We start from the raw sequence: 3,110 nt of genomic DNA on the forward strand, positions 1-3,110 counted from the left end.
GGAGAAGTATCGCGCCCGCCAGCTCTTCCGCTGGGTCTACAACCAGGGGAACCTCGATTTCCGGGAGATGACGAACATCCCCAAGAGCTTGAGGAGCGTCTTCTCGGAGATGTTCTCCCTCGATACCATGCCCATAGCCGAACAGAAGCCCTCCCGGGATGGTTCGACGAAGCTCGCCCTCATGACGAGGGACGGGCACGTGATCGAAGTCATCATCATGCCCGAGAAGACACGCGTGACCCTCTGCATCTCCACGCAGATCGGATGCCGCATGGGGTGCAGGTTCTGTGTGACGGGCAAGATCGGTTTCAAGCGGAACCTCAGTGCGGCGGAGATAGTGGGGCAGGTCATCACCGTGCGGGAATACCTGAAGAAGGCCGAAAAGAGCCCTCTGACCAATATAGTCTTCATGGGGATGGGCGAACCCATGGACAACATTGACAACGTTGCCTGTGCCCTCGACATCCTGAAGGACCAGAGCGGCCTCGACCTTTCCTACCGCAAGATCACCCTTTCCTCTGTCGGGCTTGTCGACGGGCTCAAGACGCTCAGCGCAAAGTCCGCCGTTATCGCCATCTCCCTCAATGCCGCGGACGACGACACCCGGTCCATGCTGATGCCCATCAACAGGCTTTACTCCATCGGCAGGATCATGGATTTCGTGCGGGGCTTCAAGGGGACGAAACGGACGAGGATCACCTTCGAGTACATCCTCATCAAGGGAGTCAATGATTCCCTGGAGGACGCGAAAAGGCTCGCGGACCTGCTCACGGGTGTGAAGTGCAAGATCAACCTCATACCCTACAACCCATCGTCATACACCGAATTCGAACGGCCCGACAGGGATGACGTGGACAGGTTCCACCAGTACCTCATCGACCGGTACTTCACCGTCATCATCCGTGATTCCCGCGGGCAGGATGTGGGCGGGGCATGCGGGCAGCTCGGCATGGGCTACCTCGGAGGTGCCCCGGACCCCGCTGCCCCCGACAAAAAAGAGACGACAGCTTCCGAGGTGACATCATGAACGGCAGACTTCCGGCATACAAGAAATCCTTCTTCCTGAGCCCCGAGAGGCCGGACGGGCTCCAGCTCCAGATATTCCACGAGGACGGCATCGTCTACTCCGACCTCCTCATAGATAACCGCTTCGAGGGCTACGCCGAGGTCCTTCATGGCGGCATGATATTCGGCATCCTCGACGTCATCGTCTGGTATGCCATCGTAATGAGGACGAAGATCGTCGCCATGACGAGAAAGGCGGAGATGGAGTTCTTCAAGCCCATCATGTGCAGCGCTCCCTACCGCGCGAAGGCGGAGATGCTGAGGATAGAGGACAGGGATATCATCTCCACGGCCTGGATAGAGGACCCCGCGGGCGAGGTCTACGCGCGGCTGAACGCCGTCTTTCGCGAAGGCAAGGGCCTTGCCATGGATGCCTTCATAGACCGCTTCGACTTTTCGACAACGACGCCGGCGATAAAGGACTATTTCCTGTCGCTCCTGGAAACCGATCAAACAGCTTGAACCGCTTGAGCGGGAAAGGCTCTCATTCTCTTGACGACAGAATGAAGCCGTTCTTTCCAGTTTTCCGCCTCCAACGCTCAAGCGGCTCTTTCCAGGATTCTTCTTTAGAAGCCAAGGATTGCGTCTTCAACTACTAGTCGCTCATCCCTGTTCTCAAAATGTCCTTGACGATGTCCCGGTCGGGGTTTGGGAAGGAATATGCCTCAAGACCCTCGGGGTCGACCCAGGCAATCTCGTCGTGGTCCGCAAGGACGATGTCGCCGGAGATATGGCGGGCTTCATAGGCGTAGAGCATGATGGCCGACTGGCAGTTGAGGACATGCTTTCTCGATGATATGAGCCGGCCCACTGCTATCTCGATACCGAGTTCCTCCCGTATCTCTCGCCTCAGGCACTCCTCGAGGGTTTCGCCGTCCTCGAGCTTGCCACCGGGGAACTCCCAGGGGCGACCCGGAAAGGGAAGTTTCCGGCGGGCTATGAGTATCCTGCCATCCTTTTTAATAACGGCGGCGGTAACAGGCAGATAATCGGGGTCGGTCATCGGAAGAATAATATCGCACGAGAGCATCGGGATGTCAAAGCCTACCACGAGCGCCGGATGCACCTTCTCCTTCACCGGGAGGGGAACTTTTTCCTTCGCCATCTGTCACATTGGAAAGAAAGGAGACAATGTGGCAGCAAGGAGAACGCTCTCATCCCCGGTACCCATCACCGGATCGACGACAACGCGCATCTCACCCTGGCTGTGGCGGTTTTTCATCATTGCCGCCGCGTGTTACCTGTTCCTGTCGCTGACTGCATGTGGGGTCCTCAGCAGGAATGCCGAGATAAACGCATTTGTCGGGCGCCCCATGCAGGACCTCATTCAGGCCCGCGGCAACCCGGACCGCTGGGAGACGGACGGAAAGGGTAACAGGGTCCTCGTCTACGAATGGACGTGGGAATCCACCTACGAGACCCCAGGCCGTGCCTGGCGCGACGCGAGCGGTCTGCGCTGGACGAATCCCAAAACGGAGACCATCCTCCACAGGGGAAAAAGGGCGTACTACGTGAACAAGCAGGGCATCGTCTTCGACGGGAAGTGGGCGTGGTGAAAAACGGGTTCAAGGGTTCCAGAGTTCAATAGTTCAAGAGAAAAAACCCTTGAACCCTTGAACTTTTGAACCTTCTTCTCAACCCTTCTTTTTAATCCCCGTGGCGAGAATGATGGCCATGGCTATTGAGATCGCGCCGGCGCCGAAGGCCGTAAAATAGGAGCGGGTGATGTCGAAGGAGAAGCCGGCGATGAGGGGGCCGGCGGAGCCGCCTATGGTGGCTCCCAAAAGGGAGATGCCGAAGAGGGAACCCATGGCCTTCACACCGAAGAGCTCGGCGTGGGCAAGGGGGAATATGGAGGCAAGGCCCCCGTATCCGAACCCGAAGATGACGACGAACGCCCAGAGCTGCCACTGGGAGCTGCCGAGGAAGGGAAGGAGCATGGTAAAGCACTGGCAGCAGAGGATTATGATGAAGGAGCGTTTTATCCCCCACTTTTCGGTCAGGACCCCGAGGGAGAACCGCCCGACGACGCTCATGGCACCGAC

5 protein-coding genes are annotated in these 3,110 nt (G+C 57.9%); 3 read left to right on the forward strand and 2 right to left on the reverse strand.

Features of this window, described 5'->3' with window-relative positions:
• Together rlmN and GXX82_12155 are read left to right on the forward strand one after the other, a co-directional pair.
• A partial coding sequence (gene rlmN, locus GXX82_12150) for a 23S rRNA (adenine(2503)-C(2))-methyltransferase RlmN (GenBank protein ID NLT23790.1) occupies window positions 1–1,027 on the forward strand: 1,027 nt, incomplete at its 5' end.
• Entirely contained in the window at window positions 1,024–1,527 is a 504-nt protein-coding gene (locus tag GXX82_12155; GenBank protein ID NLT23791.1) for a PaaI family thioesterase, read from the forward strand. The genes rlmN and GXX82_12155, both read left to right, overlap by 4 nt.
• A 133-nt stretch (window positions 1,528–1,660) precedes the next feature.
• On the opposite strand, the gene GXX82_12160 is transcribed toward GXX82_12155, so the two are convergent.
• Complete coding sequence (locus GXX82_12160) at window positions 1,661–2,170, reverse strand: (deoxy)nucleoside triphosphate pyrophosphohydrolase (protein ID NLT23792.1); 510 nt, start codon at window positions 2,168–2,170, stop codon at window positions 1,661–1,663.
• A 28-nt stretch (window positions 2,171–2,198) separates the two neighbouring features.
• On the opposite strand from GXX82_12160, the gene GXX82_12165 reads away from it, so the two are divergent.
• Window positions 2,199–2,621, forward strand: coding sequence for a hypothetical protein (locus GXX82_12165; GenBank protein NLT23793.1), 423 nt, complete (start codon window positions 2,199–2,201; stop codon window positions 2,619–2,621).
• Between the two features lie 78 nt (window positions 2,622–2,699).
• Here GXX82_12165 and GXX82_12170 read toward each other — a convergent pair.
• A partial coding sequence (locus tag GXX82_12170) for an OFA family MFS transporter (protein NLT23794.1) occupies window positions 2,700–3,110 on the reverse strand: 411 nt, incomplete at its 5' end.

Origin of the sequence: Syntrophorhabdus sp., from assembly GCA_012719415.1 — a bacterium.
Taxonomy (GTDB): Bacteria; Desulfobacterota; Syntrophorhabdia; order Syntrophorhabdales; family Syntrophorhabdaceae; genus Delta-02.